The sequence below is a fragment of the Rhizobium sp. 2MFCol3.1 genome, assembly GCF_000377565.1.
Classification (GTDB): domain Bacteria; phylum Pseudomonadota; class Alphaproteobacteria; order Rhizobiales; family Rhizobiaceae; genus Rhizobium.
Genome location: NZ_KB898388.1, coordinates 1 through 22614 on the forward strand (window position 1 = coordinate 1; position 22614 = coordinate 22614).

The 22614-nt window shown below is 58.8% G+C and carries 20 protein-coding genes and 1 tRNA gene; 2 read left to right on the forward strand and 19 right to left on the reverse strand.

Translation table 11 applies throughout. The features are described 5' to 3' along the window. The 4 genes from D460_RS34325 to rpsL form a co-directional block, all read right to left on the reverse strand. On the reverse strand, positions 1 to 458 hold a 458-nt coding region (locus tag D460_RS34325; RefSeq protein WP_018902680.1), incomplete at its 3' end, for a GTP-binding protein. 67 nt (positions 459 to 525) lie between these two features. Further along, positions 526 to 2625, reverse strand: coding sequence for an elongation factor G (fusA, locus tag D460_RS0131905; protein ID WP_018902681.1), 2100 nt, complete (start codon positions 2623 to 2625; stop codon positions 526 to 528). Between the two features lie 30 nt (positions 2626 to 2655). Further along, positions 2656 to 3126 carry a 30S ribosomal protein S7 gene (rpsG, locus tag D460_RS0131910; protein WP_018902682.1) on the reverse strand — a complete coding sequence of 157 codons (471 nt, stop codon included), beginning with the start codon at positions 3124 to 3126 and terminating at the stop codon, positions 2656 to 2658. 78 nt (positions 3127 to 3204) lie between these two features. Continuing rightward, entirely contained in the window at positions 3205 to 3576 is a 372-nt protein-coding gene (rpsL, locus tag D460_RS0131915) for a 30S ribosomal protein S12 (RefSeq protein ID WP_018902683.1), read from the reverse strand. 484 nt (positions 3577 to 4060) lie between these two features. On the opposite strand from rpsL, the gene D460_RS0131920 reads away from it, so the two are divergent. Both D460_RS0131920 and D460_RS0131925 read left to right on the forward strand, forming a co-directional pair. Beyond that, positions 4061 to 4354 (forward strand): hypothetical protein, encoded by a 294-nt coding sequence (locus tag D460_RS0131920; protein ID WP_018902684.1) that lies wholly within the window; start codon positions 4061 to 4063, stop codon positions 4352 to 4354. Positions 4355 to 4363: 9 nt separating this feature from the next. Further along, the gene (locus D460_RS0131925; protein ID WP_018902685.1) at positions 4364 to 4795 is read left to right on the forward strand and encodes an NUDIX hydrolase; all 432 of its coding nucleotides are present in this window, start codon (positions 4364 to 4366) and stop codon (positions 4793 to 4795) included. A gap of 112 nt (positions 4796 to 4907) precedes the next feature. Here the strand turns inward: D460_RS0131925 and rpoC are convergent, their stop codons facing one another. The 15 genes from rpoC to D460_RS0132005 form a co-directional block, all read right to left on the reverse strand. Further along, complete coding sequence (gene rpoC, locus D460_RS0131930) at positions 4908 to 9119, reverse strand: DNA-directed RNA polymerase subunit beta' (protein WP_018902686.1); 4212 nt, start codon at positions 9117 to 9119, stop codon at positions 4908 to 4910. A gap of 189 nt (positions 9120 to 9308) precedes the next feature. Then, a complete protein-coding gene (gene rpoB / locus D460_RS0131935) occupies positions 9309 to 13445 on the reverse strand; it encodes a DNA-directed RNA polymerase subunit beta (RefSeq protein ID WP_018902687.1) in 4137 nt (1378 codons plus the stop codon). A 258-nt stretch (positions 13446 to 13703) separates the two neighbouring features. Further along, on the reverse strand, positions 13704 to 14081 hold the full coding sequence (gene rplL / locus D460_RS0131940) for a 50S ribosomal protein L7/L12 (protein ID WP_018902688.1): 378 nt from the start codon (positions 14079 to 14081) through the stop codon (positions 13704 to 13706). A 58-nt stretch (positions 14082 to 14139) separates the two neighbouring features. Next, positions 14140 to 14658 carry a 50S ribosomal protein L10 gene (rplJ, locus tag D460_RS0131945; RefSeq protein WP_018902689.1) on the reverse strand — a complete coding sequence of 173 codons (519 nt, stop codon included), beginning with the start codon at positions 14656 to 14658 and terminating at the stop codon, positions 14140 to 14142. A 326-nt stretch (positions 14659 to 14984) separates the two neighbouring features. Beyond that, positions 14985 to 15677, reverse strand: a complete 693-nt coding sequence (gene rplA, locus D460_RS0131955; protein WP_018902690.1) for a 50S ribosomal protein L1 — start codon at positions 15675 to 15677, stop codon at positions 14985 to 14987. A gap of 4 nt (positions 15678 to 15681) precedes the next feature. Then, positions 15682 to 16113, reverse strand: coding sequence for a 50S ribosomal protein L11 (rplK, locus tag D460_RS0131960; protein ID WP_018902691.1), 432 nt, complete (start codon positions 16111 to 16113; stop codon positions 15682 to 15684). Positions 16114 to 16284: 171 nt separating this feature from the next. Beyond that, positions 16285 to 16815 (reverse strand): transcription termination/antitermination protein NusG, encoded by a 531-nt coding sequence (gene nusG / locus D460_RS0131965; protein WP_018902692.1) that lies wholly within the window; start codon positions 16813 to 16815, stop codon positions 16285 to 16287. A 17-nt stretch (positions 16816 to 16832) separates the two neighbouring features. Further along, positions 16833 to 17033 (reverse strand): preprotein translocase subunit SecE, encoded by a 201-nt coding sequence (secE, locus tag D460_RS0131970; protein WP_026283763.1) that lies wholly within the window; start codon positions 17031 to 17033, stop codon positions 16833 to 16835. Between the two features lie 249 nt (positions 17034 to 17282). After that, on the reverse strand, positions 17283 to 18869 hold the full coding sequence (locus D460_RS0131975) for a glycosyltransferase family 39 protein (protein ID WP_018902694.1): 1587 nt from the start codon (positions 18867 to 18869) through the stop codon (positions 17283 to 17285). Beyond that, complete coding sequence (locus D460_RS34330; RefSeq protein ID WP_018902695.1) at positions 18866 to 19915, reverse strand: glycosyltransferase family 2 protein; 1050 nt, start codon at positions 19913 to 19915, stop codon at positions 18866 to 18868. The genes D460_RS0131975 and D460_RS34330 overlap by 4 nt, the downstream gene beginning before the upstream one ends. A gap of 116 nt (positions 19916 to 20031) precedes the next feature. Continuing rightward, a tRNA-Trp gene (locus tag D460_RS0131985) sits at positions 20032 to 20107 on the reverse strand. 139 nt (positions 20108 to 20246) lie between these two features. Then, a complete protein-coding gene (locus D460_RS0131990) occupies positions 20247 to 21140 on the reverse strand; it encodes an NAD(P)-dependent oxidoreductase (protein WP_018902696.1) in 894 nt (297 codons plus the stop codon). 87 nt (positions 21141 to 21227) lie between these two features. Then, entirely contained in the window at positions 21228 to 21527 is a 300-nt protein-coding gene (locus D460_RS0131995; protein WP_026283765.1) for a HigA family addiction module antitoxin, read from the reverse strand. 23 nt (positions 21528 to 21550) lie between these two features. Then, on the reverse strand, positions 21551 to 21832 hold the full coding sequence (locus tag D460_RS0132000) for a type II toxin-antitoxin system RelE/ParE family toxin (protein WP_018902698.1): 282 nt from the start codon (positions 21830 to 21832) through the stop codon (positions 21551 to 21553). A 125-nt stretch (positions 21833 to 21957) separates the two neighbouring features. Further along, on the reverse strand, positions 21958 to 22614 hold a 657-nt coding region (locus D460_RS0132005; protein ID WP_018900277.1), incomplete at its 5' end, for an EF-Tu/IF-2/RF-3 family GTPase.

Below are 22614 nucleotides of genomic sequence, written 5' to 3' on the forward strand. Positions count from 1 at the left end.
AGAAGTTCGCGAACTTCCATCTCGACGAGTTCGAGCAGTTCCGCGTCGTCGACCTGGTCGACCTTGTTGAGGAACACGACCAGAGCCGGAACGCCAACCTGACGAGCGAGCAGGATGTGCTCGCGGGTCTGCGGCATCGGGCCGTCAGCTGCAGAGCAAACCAGGATCGCGCCGTCCATCTGTGCGGCACCGGTGATCATGTTCTTGACGTAGTCGGCGTGGCCGGGGCAATCAACGTGGGCATAGTGACGGTTGGCCGTCTCGTACTCGACGTGTGCCGTCGAGATAGTGATGCCGCGTGCCTTTTCTTCCGGTGCAGCGTCGATCTGGTCGTACGCCTTGAACTCGCCGAAGTACTTGGTGATCGCTGCCGTCAGAGACGTCTTGCCGTGGTCAACGTGGCCGATCGTGCCGATGTTAACGTGCGGCTTGTTGCGCTCAAATTTGCTCTTTGCCATTTAGGCTCTCCATTCTTGCAAGTCCGCGAGGGACTTAATTCTTGTTATCGGTCAATTGGTATTCCGGTCACTTCTGACCGGAATACTTTGCCTGGATCTCGGTTGCGACGTTCGACGGGACCGGCGAGTAGTGATCGAAGGTCATCGTGTACTGTGCGCGGCCCTGCGACATGGAGCGCAGGTTGTCGACGTACTTGAACATGTTCGCCAGCGGAACGTTGGCGTTGATGACGATCGCGATGCCGCGCTGTTCCTGACCCTGGATCTGACCACGGCGGGAGTTCAGGTCACCGATGACGTCGCCGACGTAATCTTCCGGCGTTACGACTTCGACCTTCATCATCGGCTCGAGGAGCTGAGCGCCGGCCTTCTTGGCTGCTTCACGGAAGCAAGCACGCGAAGCGATTTCGAACGCCAGGACGGACGAGTCAACGTCGTGGAAGGCACCGTCAACGAGCGTCGCCTTGACGCCGAGCATCGGGAAGCCAGCCAGCGGACCGGAAGACAGAACGCTTTCAATACCCTTCTGAACGCCCGGGATGTATTCCTTCGGAACAGCACCGCCGACGATCTTGGATTCGAACTTGAAGTCGTCGCCTTCTGGGTTCGGTTCGAAGATGATCTTGACGCGCGCGAACTGACCGGTACCACCGGACTGCTTCTTGTGCGTGTAGTCTTCTTCGTGCTGACGCGTAATGGTTTCGCGGTAGGCAACCTGCGGAGCACCGACGGTTGCTTCAACCTTGAATTCGCGACGCATACGATCGACGAGAATGTCGAGGTGAAGTTCGCCCATGCCGGCGATGATCGTCTGACCGGATTCCTGGTCAGTCTTCACGCGGAAGGACGGGTCTTCAGCAGCCAGACGGTTGAGCGCGAGGCCCATCTTTTCCTGGTCGCCCTTGGTCTTCGGCTCGATCGCGATCTGGATGACCGGCTCGGGGAATTCCATGCGCTCGAGGATAACCGGCTTCAGCGGATCGCAGAGCGTATCGCCAGTGGTGGTTTCCTTGAGACCGGCGAGAGCAACGATGTCGCCTGCGAAGGCTTCTTCGATGTCTTCACGCGAGTTCGAGTGCATCTGCAGCATGCGGCCGACGCGCTCGCGCTTGTCCTTGACCGTGTTCATGACCGACGCGCCCTTTTCGAGCTTGCCGGAGTAGATGCGAGCGAAGGTCAGCGAACCGACGAAGGGGTCGTTCATGATCTTGAACGCGAGCATGGAAAGCGGCTCGTTGTCGTCAGCATGACGCTCGATTTCGGCTTCGGTCTTGAAGTCGATACCCTTGATTGCCGGGATGTCCATCGGCGACGGCAGGTAGTCGACAACAGCGTCGAGCAGCGGCTGAACGCCCTTGTTCTTGAAGGCAGTGCCGCAGAACATCGGGTGGAACTTGACGTCGATCGTGCCGCGACGGACGAGCGCGCGGATCTGGTCGTTGTCGGGCATGGTGCCTTCGAGGTAGGCTTCCATCGCGGCTTCGTCGATCTCGACAACGGTCTCGATCAGCTTTTCGCGATATTCGGCAGCCTTTTCCTTCAGGTCGTCGGGGATTTCGACAACGTCCCACTGAGCGCCGAGCGACTCGTCGCGCCAGATGAGAGCGTTCATCTCGATCAGATCGACAACGCCCTTGAAGTCGCTTTCAGCGCCGATCGGGAGCTGCATGACGACTGCGGTGGCGCCGAGACGGGTCTTGATCATTTCTACCGAGCGGTAGAAGTCAGCACCGGTCTTGTCCATCTTGTTGCAGAAGATCATACGCGGAACGTTGTACTTCTCAGCCTGACGCCAGACGGTTTCCGTCTGCGGCTCTACGCCTGCGTTGGCATCGAGAAGGGCAACAGCACCGTCGAGAACGCGCAGCGAACGTTCGACTTCGATGGTGAAATCGACGTGGCCGGGGGTGTCGATGATGTTGAAGCGACGCATCTTGCCGTCGCGACCCTTCCAGAAGGTCGTGGTCGCAGCGGAGGTGATCGTGATGCCACGCTCCTGCTCCTGCTCCATCCAGTCCATCGTGGCGGCGCCATCGTGCACTTCGCCGATCTTGTGCGACTTGCCGGTGTAGTAAAGGATACGCTCGGTCGTCGTCGTCTTGCCGGCGTCGATGTGCGCCATGATACCGAAATTACGGTAGTCTTCGATTTTATATTCGCGAGCCATAATGGACTGCCTTTCGGGAACCGTTCGGGATTACCAGCGATAATGCGAGAACGCACGGTTGGCATCGGCCATCTTGTGCGTGTCTTCGCGCTTCTTGACGGCGCTACCACGGTTGTTGGATGCATCGAGAAGTTCGCCGGAAAGGCGATCGACCATCGTCGTCTCATTGCGCTTGCGAGCGGCAGTGATCAGCCAGCGAATTGCGAGGGCCTGGCGACGCTCAGGGCGAACATCGACCGGAACCTGGTACGTAGCACCACCAACGCGGCGCGAACGGACTTCTACGTGCGGAGCAATGTTGTCGAGGGCGGCGTGGAAAACAACCAGCGGCTCCTGCTTCGACTTGTTCTGCACGGAGTCAAATGCGCCGTAAACAATGCTTTCAGCGACGGACTTCTTGCCGTCAAGCATGATCGCATTCATGAACTTGGTGACGATGAGATCGCCGAACTTGGGGTCCGGGTTGATCTCGCGCTTTTCTGCTCTGTGACGTCTGGACATACTTCTCGTCTCTTAACCGTTAAGGCGCTTTATCACGCGGAGGACCTCACGCAGCGCCGAATTTACAAAAAGTCCGAATTACTTCGGACGCTTCGCACCGTACTTGGAGCGGCGCTGCTTGCGGTTCTTGACACCCTGGGTATCGAGAACGCCGCGGATGATGTGGTAACGAACACCCGGCAAGTCCTTCACGCGGCCGCCACGGATCATGACGACAGAGTGTTCCTGCAGGTTGTGACCTTCGCCAGGAATGTAGCCGATGACTTCGAAGCCATTGGTCAGACGGATCTTGGCAACCTTACGGAGAGCCGAGTTCGGCTTCTTCGGGGTCGTGGTGTAGACGCGGGTGCAAACACCACGCTTCTGCGGGTTTTCCTGCAGAGCAGGAACCTTGTTACGCTTTACGTTTGGCTGGCGCGGCTTGCGGATCAGCTGGTTTACGGTAGGCATTCAACCATCCCTTACGTTTAAATCTCAAACCCTTGCGGGCGTAACTCACGCCGTCTCCGGCAAGATCACACGCCTGTCTCAATGCGCAAAACGTGGCCCGATCTGTTTTCGCAGATGGACCACAAAGAGCAGAGGACGCAAAAGAAATGCGTCATGCGTGCAGGCAACATATCTTCAACGTGCGTTTCGAACCTTGTTTGAGGTGATATCGAGGGCGTGTCGCCCCAGATGGCCATGCCTCACATGGGTTCCGATGGCGCGGGTACTACTGGTTTCCCGTCGTCTCGTCAAGGCTGTTAACAAATAATCTTCCCGAGAAGGCCTTGAAATGCGGCCTTTTGGCCCTCGCTTGGACCTTTTAGACAAAATCGCGTGCGGTGGCCAAGATAAACTTGGGCATTGCAGCGAAAGCGGCTAAGGAATCAGAGATTGCAGAGGCCAAGTGCCTGAAATGAGATTCAAATCTCGAATCGAAGGACGAAGAATGATTACCAGCCCGGACAACGACAACAACAACGAAGGCCCGATGGTCTTCATCATCATCGGCAAGGGTTATGAGACCGATGGCAGCGAAGGTGTCGATCTGCACATAATGCTGAAGGCCGCCGACGACGACAGCGCGGTGCGCGAGGCGCTGAACGCGTTGTCCGAGGAAGGTTTCATCGAGGCCGACCTCGACCAGATCGGCATGCTGACCGACATTCCGGAAGAAGAGCCGCACGCATCCGCCTACAAGGGCGCGGTCGAAGGCGAAGTCGCGATCATTCGCTTCAGCTGAGCCGAGATAATGGAGCCGGATGCGCTGAAAGTGCTGATCTATGCCACTTGGCGCGACCGGCTTCTCGTTTTCGACGAGCCGGACTTTCCCGACGTGCTCTGGCAGGTGCCGGGCGGAACCGTCGAAGCCGGCGAAGATATCGCCGAGGCGGCGCTGCGGGAATTCTCCGAGGAAACCGGCCTCGCGCCATCAGCTCCCCTCTCCCCACTTGCCGTCCACGACTACCGGTTTTCTCTGAAGATCGGCGGCATCGCCTGGCATCGCCGGCACTATTTTCATGTCGAGCTTGACGGTCACCATCCGGAGACATGGCTGCACCAGGAGCTGACGCCGTTCGGCGGCGGCGATCCCATCCAGTTTCGCTTCTTTTGGATCGACTTCACGCAAGCGAAAGCCCGGCTGGGCTATGGCATGGAGCACTGCCTGCCGATGGTCGGCTGACCGCCGCGCCCTCCCCGCTCCCTACTTTCCATATCCTGAAACGAAAAAACCGCCCGGATCGCTCCGGGCGGCTTTCAATTCTTGGTATCCGGTCTTGCGACCCGGGCGCCGATTACTCGGCGGCCGGTGCGCTTTCGCCAGCCAGATCCTGAAGCATCGGGGTCGCAACATCGGCGCCCGTGCCCTTGCGGCGTTCTTCGAGGATCAGCTCGTCGCGCGACGTGGCGATACGGCGGATCTGGGTCATCGTGCCACCGGTACCAGCCGGGATGAGGCGGCCGACGATGACGTTTTCCTTCAGACCCTGCAGGCCGTCGGTCTTGCCGGCGATCGCAGCTTCCGTCAGCACCTTCGTCGTTTCCTGGAAGGACGCGGCGGAGATGAAGGACGGCGTCTGCAGCGATGCCTTAGTGATACCGAGCAGAACCGGCTCGCCATAGGCAGGCTTCTTGCCCTGTTCGATCAGGCCGTCGTTGACGTCTTCGAGCTCGATACGGTCGACGTTGTCGCCGACGATATAGGTCGAGTCGCCTGCATCGGTGATTTCCACCTTCTGCAGCATCTGACGGACAATCACTTCGATGTGCTTGTCGTTGATGACAACGCCCTGCAGACGATAGACTTCCTGGATTTCGTTGACCAGGTACGAAGCCAGAGCTTCGACGCCCTTGATCGCCAGGATGTCGTGCGGCGCGGGGTTACCGTCGAGGATGTAGTCACCCTTTTCGATATAGTCACCTTCCATCAGATGGAACGGCTTGCCCTTCGGGATCAGGTACTCGACCGGCTCGACACCGTCTTCCGCCGGCTCGATGATGACGCGACGCTTGTTCTTGTAGTCGCGGCCGAGGCGGATCGTACCATCAATCTCAGCGATGATGGCGTGGTCCTTCGGACGACGAGCTTCGAACAGTTCGGCAACACGCGGCAGACCACCGGTGATGTCCTTGGTCTTGGCGCTTTCCAGCGGCGAACGTGCAAGCACGTCACCCTGGGAAACCTTCTGACCAGGCTCGACCGACAGGATCGCGTCAACCGACAGCTGGAAGCGGGCATCAGCACCGCGCGGCAGCTTCATGACGTTGCCGCTGGCGTCCATGATGACGATCGACGGCTTGAGGTCCGAACCGCGCGGGGTCGAACGCCAGTCGATAACCTGACGCTTGGTGATACCCGTGGATTCGTCGGTCGCTTCGAGAACGGAGAGACCATCGACGACGTCTTCGAACTGAACGGTACCCGAGACTTCCGTCATCATCGGACGGGTGTACGGATCCCACTCAGCCAGACGCTGACCGCGCTTGACCTTGTCGCCGTCATCGACGTGCAGCTTCGAACCGTAGGCGACGCGCTGCGAGGAGCGCTCGACGCCACGCTCGTCGAGAATGGTGACCGCCATGTTGCGGCCCATAGCGACGAGGACGTTCTCCGAGTTGCGCAGAACGTTGCGGTTCTTGATCTGGATCGTACCTTCATACGATGCTTCCAGGAACGACTGGTCGACCACGTTTGCCGTGCCACCAAGGTGGAACGTACGCATGGTGAGCTGCGTGCCCGGCTCGCCGATCGACTGAGCGGCGATGACGCCGACCGCTTCACCCATGTTGACAGGGGTACCGCGGGCAAGGTCACGACCGTAGCAGACCGAGCAGACGCCCGTCTGAACTTCGCAGGTCAGTGCGGAGCGGATACGGATCGACTGGATACCAGCCTTTTCGATCTCGATGACATCGGGCTCGAGGATCATCTTGCCGGCGTCGACGAGACGCTCGCCGGTGACCGGATGATCGATATCATCTAGAGCCGTACGGCCGAGGATACGAACGCCGAGCGAAGCAACGACCTGACCGGCATCGACGATGGCGGTCATGGTGAGGCCCTTGTCGGTGCCGCAATCCACGAGGTTGACGATGCAATCCTGCGCGACGTCGACGAGACGACGGGTCAGGTAACCCGAGTTAGCCGTCTTCAGAGCGGTGTCCGCGAGACCCTTACGGGCACCGTGGGTCGAGTTGAAGTACTCGTTAACGGTCAGACCTTCCTTGAAGTTCGACGTGATCGGCGTCTCGATGATTTCACCCGACGGCTTGGCCATCAGGCCGCGCATGCCGCCCAGCTGGCGCATCTGGTTCGGAGAACCACGGGCACCCGAGTGCGACATCATGTAGATGGCGTTCATCTGCTTCTGGCGACCCGTTTCCGGATCGAACTCGACGGCCTTAATGCGGGCCATCATGTCCTCGGCGACCTTTTCGGTTGCCTTGCCCCAAGCGTCAACGACCTTGTTGTACTTCTCGCCCTGAGTGATCAGACCGTCGTTGTACTGCTGCTCGTATTCCTTGACCAGGTTTTCGGTGTCGCCGACGATCTTCGCCTTCGAGTCCGGGATAACCATGTCGTCCTTGCCGAACGAAATGCCGGCGCGGCAGGCGTGGGTGAAGCCGAGCTGCATGATGCGGTCGCAGAAAATGACCGTGTCCTTCTGGCCGCAATGACGGTAGACCGTGTCGATCATCTTGGAGATGTTCTTCTTGGTCATTTCCTGGTTGCAGATGTCGAAGGTCACCTTGCCGTTCTTCGGCAGGAGTTCGCCGATGAGCAGACGGCCAGGGGTCGTTTCATAGATCTTCGAGTAGGGCTTACCATCCTCGTCGATCGACTTGAAGCGGCCGCGGATCTTGGAGTGCAGCGTCACGACCTTGTTTTCAAGCGCGTGATGCAGTTCGCCGAGATCGGAGAAAGCCATGCCTTCGCCCGGTTCGTTCTGGTTCATGATCGCCAGGTAGTACAGGCCGAGAACCATGTCCTGCGACGGAACGATGATCGGTGCACCGTTTGCAGGGTGCAGGATGTTGTTCGTCGACATCATCAGGACGCGGGCTTCGAGCTGGGCTTCGAGCGACAGCGGCACGTGAACGGCCATCTGGTCACCGTCGAAGTCGGCGTTGAAGGCCGTGCAGACGAGCGGGTGCAGCTGGATGGCCTTGCCTTCGACCAGGATCGGTTCGAAGGCCTGGATGCCCAGGCGGTGCAGCGTCGGTGCGCGGTTCAGAAGAACCGGATGCTCGCGGATGACTTCGTCGAGGATATCCCAGACTTCCGGCTTTTCCTTTTCAACCAGCTTCTTGGCCTGCTTGACGGTCGAGGAATAACCCTTGGCGTCGAGGCGGGCGTAGATGAACGGCTTGAACAGTTCGAGCGCCATCTTCTTGGGCAGGCCGCACTGGTGCAGCTTCAGTTCCGGACCGGTCACGATGACCGAACGGCCGGAATAGTCGACGCGCTTGCCGAGCAGGTTCTGGCGGAAGCGGCCCTGCTTGCCCTTGAGCATGTCGGACAGCGACTTCAGCGGACGCTTGTTGGCGCCGGTGATGACGCGGCCACGGCGGCCGTTGTCGAACAGCGCGTCCACAGATTCCTGCAGCATGCGCTTTTCGTTGCGGATGATGATGCCCGGAGCGCGCAGTTCGATCAGGCGCTTCAGACGGTTGTTACGGTTGATGACGCGGCGGTACAGGTCGTTCAAGTCGGACGTCGCGAAACGGCCGCCATCGAGCGGAACCAGCGGGCGCAGGTCCGGCGGGATGACCGGGACGACCTTCATGATCATCCATTCCGGACGGTTGCCGGATTCCATGAAGTTCTCGACGATCTTCAGGCGCTTCATCAGCTTCTTCTGCTTGAGATCCGACGTGGTGTCGGCCAGATCGGAGCGCAGGTCGCCCGCGATCTTCTCAAGGTTCATCGATGCCAGCATTTCGAAGATGGCTTCAGCGCCGATCATGGCGGTGAACTGATCTTCGCCGTACTCATCGACGGCAAGCATGTATTCTTCTTCCGTCAGGAGCTGGTGCTCCTTGAGCGCGGTGAGGCCCGGCTCGGTGACGATGTAGTGTTCGAAGTAGAGAACGCGCTCCACATCCTTCAGCGTCATGTCGAGCAACGTCGAGATGCGCGAAGGAAGCGACTTCAGGAACCAGATGTGGGCAACGGGAGCGGCGAGCTCGATATGGCCCATACGCTCACGGCGAACGCGCGACAGCGTAACTTCGACGCCGCACTTTTCGCAGATGATGCCCTTGTACTTCATGCGCTTGTACTTGCCGCACAAGCATTCGTAGTCCTTGATCGGTCCGAAGATGCGGGCGCAGAACAGACCATCGCGTTCAGGCTTGAACGTACGATAGTTGATCGTTTCCGGCTTCTTGATCTCACCATAAGACCAGGAGAGAATCTTCTCCGGAGACGCAATCGAGATCCGGATGGAATCGAAATTCTGCGCAGGCACCTGCGGATTGAAAAGATTCATGACCTCTTGGTTCATGCCTGTCTCCTTCATGGGCTGAAAGCCCTCAAACTGCGATGATCAGCGGCAAATCCCGGGCGCCGCGCCATCGCGAAAAAACGACAATAACCGCAGAATGCGGCGAAATCGTCCCTTCCCGGCCAACACGTTACGGGGCCAGAGCTGGGACGGTGCGCGCTACATGGCAGCGCGCACCCTATCAGGTGGTTACTCGGCGGCGTCCGGCAACTGGCCGGTCTGCTGCTCGTCAACCTTCGAGTTCTCGAGCTCGACGGAAAGACCCAGAGAGCGCATTTCCTTGACGAGAACGTTGAAGCTTTCGGGAATACCCGCTTCGAACGTGTCGTCGCCACGGACAATGGCTTCGTAGACCTTGGTACGGCCGGCGACGTCGTCGGACTTGACCGTGAGCATTTCCTGCAGCGTGTAAGCCGCACCGTATGCTTCCAGAGCCCAGACTTCCATTTCCCCGAAGCGCTGACCGCCGAACTGCGCCTTACCACCCAGCGGCTGCTGGGTAACGAGCGAGTAAGGACCGATCGAACGAGCGTGGATCTTGTCGTCAACCAAGTGGTTGAGCTTGATCATGTACATGTAGCCGACGGTGACCTTGCGGTCGAAGGGCTCGCCCGTGCGGCCGTCGTATAGAACCGACTGACCACTTTCGTGCAGACCTGCCTTCTTCAGCATCGAGGCAACGTCAGGCTCATGCGCACCGTCGAAGACCGGCGTTGCGATGGAGACACCACGGCGGGACTGCTCGGCCAGCTTGACCAGCGCGTCGTCGTCGAAGTGGGCGACTTCATCCTTGGCCTGCGAAGCGTAGACATCCGTCAGCTCCGTCTTCAGGTCGGTGATGTCCATCGTCTTGCGGTATTCGTCGAGCAGCTCGCCGATCTTCTTACCCATGCCGGCGCAAGCCCAGGCAAGGTGGGTTTCGAGGATCTGGCCGACGTTCATGCGCGAAGGCACGCCCAGCGGGTTCAAGCAGATGTCGACATGCGTGCCGTCTTCGAGGAAAGGCATGTCTTCGACAGGCACGATACGCGAGACAACGCCCTTGTTACCGTGACGGCCGGCCATCTTGTCGCCCGGCTGGATCTTGCGCTTCACAGCAACGAAGACCTTGACCATCTTCATGACGCCAGGAGGCATTTCGTCGCCGCGCTGGACCTTCTCGACCTTGTCCATGAAGCGCTGTTCAAGGCGCGACTTGGATTCGTCGTACTGGCCACGCAGAGCTTCGAGCTCGGACTGAACCTTCTCGTCCTCGACAGCGAACATCCACCACTGCGAGCGCGGATATTCGGAGACGACGGCGTTGGCCAGCTCGGTGCCCTTCTTGAAGCCCTTCGGGCCTGCGATGGCAACCTGGCCACGCAGCATGTCGATCAGACGGCCGTAGACGTTACGGTCGAGGATCGCCTGCTCGTCGTCGCGGTCCTTTGCAAGACGCTCGATCTCTTCGCGCTCGATAGCCATCGCGCGCTCGTCCTTTTCAACGCCGTGGCGGTTGAAAACGCGAACTTCGACGATCGTGCCGTAGGTGCCCGGAGGCATACGCATGGAGGTGTCGCGGACGTCGGACGCCTTTTCACCGAAGATGGCGCGCAGAAGCTTTTCTTCCGGCGTCATCGGGCTTTCGCCCTTCGGCGTGATCTTTCCGACGAGGATGTCGCCCGGCTGAACTTCAGCACCGATGTAGACGATACCGGCTTCGTCGAGGTTCTTCAGCGCTTCTTCCGAGACGTTCGGAATGTCGCGCGTGATTTCTTCCGGACCAAGCTTGGTGTCGCGGGCCATCACTTCGAATTCTTCGATGTGGATGGAGGTGAACACGTCGTCAGCGACGATGCGTTCCGACATCAGGATCGAGTCTTCGTAGTTGTAACCGTTCCACGGCATGAACGCGACGAGCGCGTTGCGGCCGAGTGCCAGGTCGCCCAGGTCCGTCGACGGGCCGTCAGCGAGAATGTCGCCGCGGTTGATGACGTCACCAACGGTGACCAGCGGACGCTGGTTGACGCAGGTGTTCTGGTTCGAACGCTGGAACTTTTGCAGACGGTAGATGTCAACACCGGACTTGCCGGCGTCGAGGTCTTCCGTCGCGCGGATAACGATACGCGTCGCGTCGACCTGGTCAACCACACCGCCACGGCGAGCGCCGATAGCAGCGCCGGAGTCGCGGGCAACGATCGGCTCCATGCCGGTACCGACGAACGGAGCTTCAGCGCGCAGCAGAGGCACGGCCTGACGCTGCATGTTCGAGCCCATGAGAGCGCGGTTGGCGTCGTCGTTTTCCAGGAACGGGATGAGAGCGGCTGCGACCGAAACGACCTGCTTCGGCGAAACGTCCATCAGATTCATGCTGTCGCGCGGAGCGAGCATAACTTCGCCGGCGTGACGGCAAACGACGAATTCGTCGACGAACGAGCCGTCGGAACCGAGTTCGGCGTTGGCCTGAGCGACGTAGTACTTCGCCTCTTCCATTGCGGAGAGGTAAAGAACGTCGTTCGTGACCTTGCCGTCAACGATGCGGCGGTACGGCGATTCAATGAAGCCGTATTTGTTGACGCGTGCGAAGGTCGCCAGCGAGTTGATCAGACCGATGTTCGGGCCTTCCGGCGTTTCGATCGGGCAAATACGGCCGTAATGGGTCGGGTGAACGTCGCGGACTTCGAAGCCTGCGCGCTCGCGGGTCAGACCACCCGGGCCAAGAGCCGAGAGACGACGCTTGTGGGTGATTTCCGAAAGCGGGTTCACCTGGTCCATGAACTGCGACAGCTGCGAGGAGCCGAAGAATTCGCGAACGGCAGCTGCCGCCGGCTTGGCGTTGATCAGGTCCTGCGGCATGACCGTGTCGATTTCGATCGAGGACATACGTTCCTTGATCGCGCGCTCCATGCGGAGCAGGCCGAGACGGTACTGGTTTTCCATCAGTTCGCCGACGGAGCGAACGCGACGGTTGCCGAGGTTGTCGATGTCGTCGATCTCGCCCTTGCCGTCGCGCAGTTCGACCAGCATCTTGACCACGGCCAGGATGTCGTCCTTGCGCAGGACACGGACGGTGTCTTCAACTTCGAGGTCGAGACGCATGTTCATCTTGACGCGACCAACGGCCGACAGGTCGTAGCGCTCGGCGTCGAAGAACAGCGAGTTGAACATCGCTTCGGCCGATTCCATGGTCGGCGGTTCACCCGGACGCATGACGCGGTAGATGTCGAACAGAGCGTCCTGACGGTTCTCGTTCTTGTCGGCGTTCAGCGTGTTGCGGATGTAGGCGCCGACATTGATGTGGTCGATGCCGAGAACCGGGATTTCTTCGAAACCGTGCGACAGGATGACGGCGAGCGACTTCTCGTCGATTTCGTCGCCTGCCTCGAGGTAGATTTCACCCGTCGAGTAGTTGACGATGTCTTCGGCGAGGAAGTTGCCGTACAGGTCTTCGTCGGTCGCCTGCAGAGCCTTGAGGCCCTTTTCGGACAGCTGACGGAGCAGACGCGGGGTCAGCTTCTTGCCGCCTTCGACGACGACTTCGCCGGTGTCGGCGTCGATCATGTCGCTGATCGTCTTCGCACCCTTGAGGGTCTCAGGCGTAAACGGAATGCGCCAGCCCTTGCCGTCACGAACATAGTCGGACTTGGTGTAGAAGGTCGACAGGATCTCTTCGCCGTCCATACCGAGCGCCATCAGCAGCGACGTTACCGGCAGCTTGCGGCGACGGTCGATACGGGCATAGACGATGTCCTTGGCGTCGAATTCGATATCGAGCCAAGAACCGCGATACGGGATGACGCGAGCGGCAAACAGCAGCTTGCCGGACGAGTGGCTCTTGCCCTTGTCGTGGTCGAAGAACACGCCTGGCGAGCGGTGCATCTGAGACACGATAACGCGCTCGGTGCCGTTGACGATGAACGTACCGTTGTTGGTCATGAGCGGCATGTCGCCCATGTAGACGGACTGTTCCTTGATGTCCTTGATCGACTTCGCGCCCGTATCTTCATCGATATCGAACACGATCAGACGGAGAGTAACCTTCAGCGGCGCGGCGTAGGTCAGGTCGCGCTGGCGGCATTCATCGACGTCGAACTTCGGCGGTTCGAACTCGTAGGACACGAATTCCAGCATGGAAGCGCCGGAGAAATCCGTGATCGGGAATACGGACTTGAAAACCGACTGAAGGCCCTCGTCAGGGCGACCGCCCTTGGGCTCTTCAACCATCAAAAATTGGTCATAGGACGCCTTCTGAACCTCGATGAGGTTCGGCATTTCCGTGACTTCTGGGATCTTACCGAAAAACTTGCGTACGCGCCTACGACCATTGAACGAAAGGGTCTGAGCCATCGTCGCTCCTTCAAAATTGCATCCGGGCCTGCAACGGACGGGAACCGATGGCCAGTCGACCCCGTCAAGCAATGTGCGCTTCAAACTCGTCTCACTTCCCGAAATCACGAGGCCGGATTGCCTGCGCGTCTCGGTTCGAGACCATCCTCTTGAAGAACCCATTACCCAAAAGCCGTTTTCACGCGGCTTTTGGGTAATTCGTTCCGGGAAACGGCAAATGGGAGGCCGGAAATCCAGCCTCCCAGATGCAGTTCAAGATTACTTAACGTCGACCTTAGCGCCGGCGTCTTCAAGCTTCTTCTTGATGTCGGCAGCTTCAGCCTTGGAAACAGCTTCCTTGACAGCCTTCGGAGCGGCTTCAACGAGGTCCTTAGCTTCCTTCAGGCCGAGGCCCGTGATAGCGCGAACTTCCTTGATGACGTTGATCTTGTTAGCGCCGGCGTCAGCCAGGATAACGTCGAACTCGGTCTTTTCTTCTTCAGCAGCAGCCGGAGCAGCGCCACCGCCAGCAGCAGCAACTGCTACCGGAGCAGCAGCGGAAACGCCCCACTTTTCTTCGAGAAGCTTGGACAGTTCTGCAGCTTCCAGAACGGTCAGCGAGGAGAGGTCGTCTACGATCTTTGCGAGATCAGCCATTGTATCAATTCCTTATGTTCGGTTCGAACCGGTTGTTTATAAACAGCAAAAAACCGCCTTATGCGGCTTCGTCCTTCTTGGCGTAAGCCGAGAACACGCGAGCAAGCTGGCTTGCCGGTGCCTGAACAACGCCTGCGATGCGGGTAGCCGGAGTCTGGATCATGCCCAGCAGCTTCGCGCGCAGTTCGTCCAACGAAGGCAGGGTCGCGAGCGACTTGACTGCTTCTGCGTTGAGCGTCGTTGTCCCCATGGCGCCGCCCAAAACAACGATCTTATCGTTGGTCTTGGCGAAATCCACGACGACTTTCGGAGCGGTGATCGGGTCATTGCTGTATGCAATGAGCGTCTGACCGTTGAAGAGACCAGAGATCCCTTCCGCTTCCGTACCCTGAAGGGCGATTTTGGCCAGGCGGTTCTTCGCGACTTTGACGGTACCGCCAGCTGCGCGCATCTTGGAACGGAAGTCGTTCATCTGCGCGACTGTAGCACCAGCATAGTGGGCCACGACAACCGAGCCCGAAGCCTTGAAGACTTCGTTCAGTTCCGTGACGAATTCGCGTTTTTCCGCTCTTTCCACTGCCTATCTCCAGTAGATGAGACCGTGACCGGCCCCATCGGGTTGCCTTTGCCTCCTGAGATCACGAATGATCCCAAGCGACGCTTGAGGATCCTGTCCCCTCGCGCTCCGCGCCAGAAAGGCTAAGAGGCACAAGGCATCCAAGGTTCGAACCAAATCGATGAAGCGAAGCTTCAAAAATTCGGGCCTTACCCGTCTCATGCAGGCCAAGTGATTAAGGGAAAACCACCTGCAATCTCGGACAGGATTCCGGATTTCTCCGGAATATTCCGGCCCCTTGCGAGGCCGGAATCTGATGAGCCGGACTGACGCCCAGCGAAACTTTATTAAGCGGCCGTGACCGAAGCGACTTCGATCTTGACGCCCGGACCCATGGTCGAAGAGATCGCTACGCGCTTGACGTAGTTGCCCTTTGCGCCAGCCGGCTTTGCCTTGATGACGGCGTCAGCGAAAGCCTTGATGTTTTCTTCAAGAGCCTTGGCGTCGAACGAAGCCTTGCCGATGCCGGCGTGGACGATACCAGCCTTTTCGACGCGGAACTCGACAGCGCCGCCCTTGGAAGCCTTGACGGCGCCAGCGACGTCCATGGTGACGGTGCCAACCTTCGGGTTCGGCATCATGCCACGCGGGCCGAGAACCTTACCGAGGCGACCGACGAGCGGCATCATGTCCGGGGTCGCGATGCAGCGATCGAAGTCGATCTTGCCGCCCTGAACGATCTCGACGAGATCTTCAGCGCCGACAACGTCAGCACCAGCAGCCTTGGCTTCGTCAGCCTTGGCGCCACGTGCGAAGACAGCAACGCGAACGTCACGGCCGGTGCCGTTCGGCAGGTTGACAACGCCGCGGACCATCTGGTCAGCGTGGCGCGGGTCAACACCGAGGTTCATCGATACTTCGACGGTTTCGTCGAACTTGGCGACAGCCCGTTCCTTGACCATGCTGATAGCGAGGTCGAGAGCGTAGAGCTTCGTGGGATCAACACCTTCGTTGATCTTCTTGGTGCGCTTGCCTGCCATGGTCTTATCCTACCACTTCCAGGCCCATGGCGCGGGCAGAGCCCTCAATCATCGCCATTGCACCTTCGATATCAGCTGCGTTCAGGTCCTTCATCTTGGCTTCGGCGATCGTCTTGATCTGAGCCTTGGTGAGCTTGCCTGCGGTGGCGCCCTTACCAGGCGTCTTGGAACCGGACGTGATCTTCGCTTCCTTTTTCAGCCAGTAGCTGACCGGAGGCTGCTTCATGACGAAGGTGAAGGACTTGTCCTGGTAATAGGTGATGACGACCGGGATCGGCATACCCTTTTCCATTTCCTGCGTAGCGGCGTTGAACGCCTTGCAGAATTCCATGATGTTAATGCCACGCTGACCAAGCGCCGGGCCGATTGGCGGGGACGGGTTAGCCGATCCTGCCTTGACCTGAAGCTTGAGCTGGCCTGCAACTTTCTTAGCCATAACTCTCTGCCTTTCACTGACGGCCGGTTGCCCGACCAATAATGCCGGATCGCTCCGGCGGCTGCGGTTGCGTGGTTCGGATTTTAGGACCCGGCTAAGGTGCCCTCACCTTCCACGCGCTTTGCGGCTTTCGCCGCACGGACACAAGCCGTTGCCGGCTTACATCCGAGCTCAGACCTTCTCGACCTGAGCGTATTCCAGCTCGACCGGCGTTGCGCGGCCGAAGATCGACACTTCCACCTTCAGGCGCGAACGCTCTTCGTCCACATCCTGAACCGTGCCGTTGAACGATGCGAACGGACCGTCGGAAACGCGGACCTGCTCGCCGATCTCGAAGCTGACCGAAGACTTCGGACGCTCGACACCTTCCTGAACCTGACCGAGAATACGATCAGCTTCAGAGTCAGGGATCGGAACGGGCCGATTGTCGGAACCTAGGAAGCCGGTCACCTTCGGCGTGTTCTTGATCAGGTGGTAGGCTTCGTCGGTCAGGTTGGCGCGAACCATCACATAACCGGGAAAGAACTTGCGCTCGCTATCGACCTTACGGCCGCGACGCACTTCAACCACCTTTTCAGTCGGGACGAGAATCTTCTCGAAGAGATGCTCAAGACCCTTCTGACGAGCCTTGTTCTCGATGTCTTCCGCGACCTTCTTTTCAAAATTCGAATACGCGTGGACGATATACCAACGTGCCGCCATCTTATATCTCCACCCGATCAGTTGCCGATATTGAGCACGAAGCCCAGCAACCAGCCGATCAACTGGTCCGCGGCAAAAAAGAACAGCGCGGCAAAGACAACCATCACAAGCACCATGATCGTCGAGATCATCGTTTCACGGCGCGACGGCCAAGTAACTTTCAACGTTTCCGTGCGAACCTGCTGCAGAAACGTAAGCGGATTTGATTTGGATGCCATCGACTGCCCACGCAATTACGGCGCGTAAAGCTGAACAGATCAGCCCCACGCACCGCGTGTCTGTTGAACCCCTACATAAACACCGATTCCCCATTACACAAGAGGGGAACCAAAGTTTAACGAAATTAACGGATGCGCGGCATCGCGCCAAAAGGCTGCGTCAGCGCTCCGCCAGATATGGAGGCTCCCCCATATCTTGGCCCCTGTTACCATAGCCCTCCCCTTCTTTGCAATGCGCCGGACTTACTTTTATGGAAGACGCGGCGCGCCAGGGTCGCGCTCGAAGAGCCGCAGCTCGACCAGACCGTATCTGGCTTCAGCCGTTTGCCGGTTTACATCAGATATCGCCCGGAGCAACAGATCGTCCGGATCATAGAGGTCGCCTCGCCGTGTCAGCAGCCAAATTCGCGGATGAACCGCAAGGCGTTCGGCAAGGCCCGAGACGTCGGCCGGCACGATCCGAGGGGCGCCGAGATTGGCGACATACATGTGGCCGTCGTCCGGATCCCGGTACGGAAATGGGCCCGGCAGGTACATCACCTCCGGCGAACCGGCGGTAGAGCCATAGTATTTCATTGCGACATCAAGCTCATTCGGGATCGCAACGACGATATCGTCCGGCTTGACATTCGCGTTCAAGTCAGCGGCCAAAGCGCGAAAGTCCTCGATCGGCGGGCGCAGATATCCTTGTATCACCGCCTGGAGACTTAGCGCGATGACGACCCCGCAGACAGTCAGACGCGCCGGAGCAGCTCGAAAAATGCCAGCCACTCCGCATGTCGCAAGCACCATCAACGGCGGCGCCATCCAGCCGAAGAGGCGATCGATATACACAGGCTTCACCGCGAAGCTCAACGTCAACACGATGCACAAAGGCAGCAACAGCGTCACACACAGTCCAGCCGCCAACGCCCTTTCATGACGCCACAGCACCCACATGCCGGGGATCGCCAACAGGATGATCAGCATTGCCGGCGGAAGTCCGCCGCCAGCAAGTATCCATGCGCTGATCAGATCAGAAGAGGCCGGCTTGATCCAGAATTGCATATTGCCGAAGCTGCGGCTCTGACTGATGAACCACGGCAGGAATGGCGACCATATCACCAAAGCGCCGAGACCGGCGCAGCATGCAATCACGAGCATGCGTGGCTTGCATGACGAATTCGACAGGAGGATCGCGAGCGCTAAGCCGCACCAAAGCCCGAAGGCAATGAAGAGCGCCGTGTTGTGGCACCAAAGAAGCAGCCCGCCGGCGAGAGACAGCATGATGGCCCAGCGCGCCGCCGCATTCGGATTGCCGCTGGCCTGCCGACCGAGAGCTTGGACAAAACCGGCAGCTGAAATGAGTGCCAACGTTGCGGCAAGCGTCTCAAGCGCGTAAGGCCGCGCCTCCTGGGCATATTTGATATTCTCGGCATTGACAGCCAGCAGCAGGCCAGCAAGCAGCAATATCCTTTCGCCCGTCCTCCCCGTCTTCAGCAAGCGTCCTGAGACCGAGAGGAGAAAGACGGTCGCAATGCTTGAAAGCACTGAGAGGCTTCGCAAGCCGGCCTCGCTTGCACCGAAAAGCAACCGCCACGCTTTGAGTAGCGTATAGTATAGCGGCGGATGGGTTTCATATCCGGGAACCTCGCTCCAAAGCTCGTGAAGCGACAACGCCGAGAACCAGGCACTGTAGGTCTCATCGAGCCATAGCGACCGCGTCGCCAACATCGGAATTCTGAGAACCGTGGCGACCAGAAAGATCGCGGCAACGGCGGCCCAGAACACGCCGCGCGTGAGTGAAGTGCTGGGCCCCACAATCACCGGCCCGGCCGGTGAGGCAGCGTCGGTCACACCCTACTCCCGTAGCGACCCTTCACGACATAGATCGGGCGCCCCTTCACCTCGAAATAGATGCGGCCAACATATTCGCCGAGAATGCCAAGGCCTATCAACTGGATGCCGCCCAACAGCAGGATTGCCGTCGCGAGCGACGCATAACCCGGTACGTCGACACCCCAGATCAACGTGCGTACTGTGAGCATCACAGCACGCACCACCGCGCAGAACGCCACAAATGTGCCGATATAAGTCCAGATACGCATCGGGAGGGTACTAAAGCTTGTGACCCCCTCGACGGCGAAATTCCACAGTTTCCAAAAAGAGAACTTCGTCTTTCCGGCGGCGCGTGGTTCGCGCTTGTATTCGATTTCAGCCGTTCGGAAGCCGACCCAAGCGAAAAGCCCCTTCATAAACCGATGACGCTCCGGCAATTGTGCCAAGGCATCGGCGACTTCGCGACTGATCAGGCGGAAATCGCCGGCATTCTCAGGTATCTCGACATCGGACAATGCATTGTGAAGGCGATAGAAAGCGGCGGCCGTCCAGCGTTTCGCCAGCGTGTCAGCAGAGCGGTCCATACGCTTGGCGAGCACTATGTCATAGCCTTCGCGCCACTTCTCGATCATTCTCGCGATGAGCTCGGGTGGATCCTGAAGATCGGCGTCGATAGGAACGATAATATCACCCCGCGCCTCGGCAATCGCCGCCGACAAAGCGGCCTCCTTGCCGAAATTGCGGCTTAGGTCGATTGCACGGATCCTCGCGTCGGTACGGCAGGCACCAAGCAGGATGGCGAGCGTGTTGTCGCGGCTGCCGTCATTGACACACACGATCTCAAAATCGATGTCGGCGATCCGCTCGAGTTCATCGACAATTCGTTCGAAAAAGAGCGGAAGGACTTCCTGTTCGTTGTAGCAAGGGACAACGACCGACAGAAGCGTGGGCGCCTCTTGACTATCGCCAGCCATCGCTTCGGCGTCCGCTGACACCGTCCGCGGCGATAGACGCGACCCAAGGCGCGGCTTGACCGCATGCTCATCAAAAGTGGCTGACTTCAACTTTCGTCTCCGGCGCGGCTCGGCCCACCGGTTTCCTGCAGGAAACTGCATATGATTGACGGGCCGGTCAAATCCCAGCCTAAGATAGCCTAGCAATCAATAATTAAGTCTGAAAATGGCAGGGGCAGAGGGGCTCGAACCCACGGCCTGCGGTTTTGGAGACCGCCGCTCTACCAACTGAGCTATACCCCTTTACGCTTCCCGATCAGCCTGTTGGCGAAAGCCGCGACGCATTGTCGAGAAGCATGGCGCACCCTTTAAGACGCCGAGAGGAGATTGGCAAGTGCGTTTTTCACTTTTTCCCATTCCTCCCCTCGAAGCCGAAACGCGTTCACAGCTTCACGTATCGGCGCCAGTCGTGCTCCTCGCGAAAGCCCAGCACTTCCCTGATCTTGCGGTTCGACAGCAGACCCTCGAATTCGCCGATCTCGCGGGTGAACTTGACGTTCGGATAGAAGCGCGCGGCAAGCTCCCGCGTCGGCGTATTGGCAGAGACGGTATCGTTGGCGGCGTTGAACACCTGGAAGCCGAGGCCGTCCTTCTCGATGCAGAGATGGCAGATCTGGCCGAGATCGCGCGCGTCGATATAGCTCCAGGCGATGCGCTTGCGCATCTCGGGATTGGCGAAATAGGTCGGGAAGTTCTCGTATTCGTGCGGCTCGATAACGTTGCCGATTCGCAGCGCGTAGATATCGGCGCCGGAGCGCTCGGCAAATGCCCGCGCAGTCTTCTCGTTCAGCACCTTCGACAGCCCATAGGAATCCATGGGGTTGACGTCATAGTCTTCATCCAGCGGGAACTGATGGAAATCGCGATGACCCTCGGCAAAGCAGACGCCATAGGTAGTTTCGCTGGAGGCAACGATGATCTTGCGCACACCGAGCTTCACCGCCGCCTCGATGACATTATAGGTGCCCATCGTGTTGATGCGGAAGGTTTCGTTGTCGGGCTTGATCAGAATGCGCGGGATCGCGGCGAAATGGACCACGGCATCATAGGGAAGAACACCCCTGCCCGCTTCCAGATCGGGAAAGTCGCGATGCATGGAGAGCGCGTTATAGACCTGACCGCTATCGGTGATGTCGACGATCAGATTGGTGACACCAGGGCTGTCGAGCGGCACGAGATCGATGTTGTGAACTTCGTAGCCGGCATTGACCAGCCACGGCACGGCATGACGCCCCGCCTTGCCGGAGCCGCCCGTAAACAGAATGCGCTTCTTCATGAAATATCCTCCCATTCCTCACCATGGAAGGCATACATAAAGTGTCGCGTCGGCAACGCAAGGCCACGCTGCCTGATGCCGGCTCGACTAGGCCGCGTCGAGTTCCGGGATGGCCGCCAACGCAGTCTCGAGAGCCGCGCTCTGAATCTTGATCTCGTAGGCTACCTGCAGGTTCATCCAGAACTCAGGCGTGGTGTTAAAGAATTTGGCAAGGCGCAGCGCCGTGTCAGTCGTGATGCCCACCTTCTCGGCGACGATCCGCTCTATCCGTGTTCTCGGAATGCCCAGCTTCTTGGCCAGTGAATACGGCTTCAAATCAAGCGGCTCAAGATAGAGTTCCCGCAGGACTTCTCCCGGGTGGATGGCTGGCAGCTTGTTTGTGCTCATGATCAGAAACTCCATGCCTGCAATCAATGATAATCGGTGATTTCGACCTGTTCGGGGCCGGCATCCGTCCAGACGAAGCAGATCCGCCATTGCTTGTTGATGCGGATCGAATGCTGGCCATTCCGGTCGCCGGACAATCTCTCCAGCCGATTGCCGGGCGGTGAGCGGAGATCGCCTATGCTGGCTGCAGCATCCAAGACCGTTAAGAGCAACTGCGCGCGCCGCACCAACTCTGAAGGGAATCCCTTCCGCACCGAGCCGTCGGCCACCGACTGCGTGAGCTTATCCTTGAACGACCTGATCAAGCGTGCCTCCGATGTAAGACGTATCATATGATGATACGTATGCAGTGACAAGACCTCGATCAGCCAAAAGAAAAGGCCCCGCTGTTTCCAGCGAGGCCTTTCCTAACTCAAAGCAACCCTAAGGATTACTCGATGATCGAGGCAACGATGCCAGCGCCGACGGTACGGCCGCCTTCGCGGATAGCGAAGCGCAGCTTTTCTTCCATCGCGATCGGAACGATCAGCTCAACAGCAACCGTGACGTTGTCGCCTGGCATAACCATTTCCGTGCCTTCCGGCAGAGAAACGATGCCGGTCACGTCCGTCGTGCGGAAGTAGAACTGCGGACGGTAGTTCGTGAAGAACGGCGTATGACGGCCGCCTTCTTCCTTCGTCAGGATGTAGGCTTCAGCCATGAACTTCTTGTGCGGCTTGACAGAACCCGGCTTGCACAGGATCTGACCACGCTCAACGCCGTCACGGTTAACACCGCGAACCAGAGCGCCGATGTTGTCGCCAGCCTGGCCCTGATCGAGCAGCTTGCGGAACATTTCAACGCCGGTAACCGTCGTCTTCGAGGTGGCGCGGATGCCGACGATTTCGACTTCTTCACCAACCTTGACGATGCCGCGCTCGACGCGACCGGTCACAACCGTACCACGACCCGAGATCGAGAACACGTCTTCGATCGGCATCAGGAAAGGCTGGTCGATCGGACGCTCAGGCGTCGGGATGTAGGCGTCGACAGCGGCCATCAGTTCGCGAACGGCGTCTTCGCCGATCTTCTTGTCCGAATCGTTGAG

Excerpts from the sequence above, each read along its gene's own strand:
- fusA (WP_018902681.1), bottom strand. The coding sequence starts at position 2,625 with ATGGCTCGCGAATATAAAATCGAAGACTACCGTAATTTCGGTATCATG.
- rpsG (WP_018902682.1), bottom strand. The coding sequence starts at position 3,126 with ATGTCCAGACGTCACAGAGCAGAAAAGCGCGAGATCAACCCGGACCCC.
- rpsL (WP_018902683.1), bottom strand. The coding sequence starts at position 3,576 with ATGCCTACCGTAAACCAGCTGATCCGCAAGCCGCGCCAGCCAAACGTA.
- D460_RS0131920 (WP_018902684.1), top strand. The coding sequence starts at position 4,061 with ATGATTACCAGCCCGGACAACGACAACAACAACGAAGGCCCGATGGTC.
- D460_RS0131925 (WP_018902685.1), top strand. The coding sequence starts at position 4,364 with ATGGAGCCGGATGCGCTGAAAGTGCTGATCTATGCCACTTGGCGCGAC.
- rpoC (WP_018902686.1), bottom strand. The coding sequence starts at position 9,119 with ATGAACCAAGAGGTCATGAATCTTTTCAATCCGCAGGTGCCTGCGCAG.
- rpoB (WP_018902687.1), bottom strand. The coding sequence starts at position 13,445 with ATGGCTCAGACCCTTTCGTTCAATGGTCGTAGGCGCGTACGCAAGTTT.
- rplL (WP_018902688.1), bottom strand. The coding sequence starts at position 14,081 with ATGGCTGATCTCGCAAAGATCGTAGACGACCTCTCCTCGCTGACCGTT.
- rplA (WP_018902690.1), bottom strand. The coding sequence starts at position 15,677 with ATGGCAGGCAAGCGCACCAAGAAGATCAACGAAGGTGTTGATCCCACG.
- rplK (WP_018902691.1), bottom strand. The coding sequence starts at position 16,113 with ATGGCTAAGAAAGTTGCAGGCCAGCTCAAGCTTCAGGTCAAGGCAGGA.
- nusG (WP_018902692.1), bottom strand. The coding sequence starts at position 16,815 with ATGGCGGCACGTTGGTATATCGTCCACGCGTATTCGAATTTTGAAAAG.
- secE (WP_026283763.1), bottom strand. The coding sequence starts at position 17,033 with ATGGCATCCAAATCAAATCCGCTTACGTTTCTGCAGCAGGTTCGCACG.
- D460_RS0131990 (WP_018902696.1), bottom strand. The coding sequence starts at position 21,140 with ATGAAGAAGCGCATTCTGTTTACGGGCGGCTCCGGCAAGGCGGGGCGT.
- D460_RS0131995 (WP_026283765.1), bottom strand. The coding sequence starts at position 21,527 with ATGAGCACAAACAAGCTGCCAGCCATCCACCCGGGAGAAGTCCTGCGG.